At 63.0% G+C, this 1,048-nt stretch carries 1 pseudogene; it reads left to right on the top strand.

Annotated features, from left to right (window positions below):
• Positions 1 to 1,048 (top strand): annotated as a pseudogene (locus tag KBX63_RS34855) (hypothetical protein); the annotation flags it as partial.

Below are 1,048 nucleotides of genomic sequence, written 5' to 3'. Positions count from 1 at the left end.
CAACGACAAGGGCAAGGACAAGGACGAGGACAGGGGCGAGGACGGCGGTGCGCTGCTGGTCGAGAAGGGCGGCCGCGCTTACCTCGAGAAGACCACCCTGACCCGCAACAGCGCCAGCGGCAACGGCGGCGCGATCGCCAACTACGGCAAGGTCACCCTCAAGCTCAGCAAGGTCGAGCACAACCAGGCCAACGACAACGGCGGCGGCATCTTCAACGCCGGTCAGCTCGAGATCGAGAAGTCGAAGATCACCAACAACACCGCCGGGAAGAACGGCGGCGGCATCGCCAACGGCAAGGACGACGGCCGCCACGACCGCGACAAGGCCGGCAACGTCGAGATCGAGAAGAGCCTCATCCAGGGCAACAAGGCCGACGAGAACGGCGGTGGCCTCTTCAGCTCCGGCGGCTACGTCGAGATCAGCTGGACCTTCGTCAAGGACAACACCGCCTGCAAGAACGGTGGCGGCATCTACGCCAGCAACACCGACCTCAGGCTCGACCACGTCACCGTCGCCGAGAACGACGCCAGCAAGGACGGCGGCGGCATCTACAACACCGGCGAAGACCGCGAACACAACGCCGTCACCAGCAACAACGGCAAGGACAACGACCGCAAGAACAACGACAAGGTCGGCCGCGCCACCATCACCGACACCCTCATCGCCGCGAACCACGCCGGACGCTTCGGCGGCGGCATCTTCAACGGCGAACCCAAGAACGACAACAAGAACGACAACAGCAACAAGGGCAACGACCACCACGACCGCAACCACGACGACTTCAACGCGGTCCTGGTCCTGCGCGACAGCCTGATCAAGGAAAACATCGCCGGCGAGAACGGCGGCGGCATCTTCAACAACAACGGCAAGGTCACCCTGGACAAGACCAAGGTCAAGGACAACAAGGCCAACGGCGAGAACGACCACCACCGCAAGATCGCCGGCGGCATCTTCAACAACGACGGCAAGGTCGAACTCGACGACAAGTCCACCGTCACCGACAACGACCCCAAGAACTGCGTCAACGTCAAAGACTGCCACGCCTGA

The organism is Micromonospora sp. U21 (assembly GCF_018070045.1).
In the GTDB taxonomy this organism is placed as follows: domain Bacteria; phylum Actinomycetota; class Actinomycetes; order Mycobacteriales; family Micromonosporaceae; genus Micromonospora.
The sequence above is the reverse complement of the archived record's forward strand: the minus strand, read 5'-3'. Positions and strand labels throughout refer to the sequence as shown.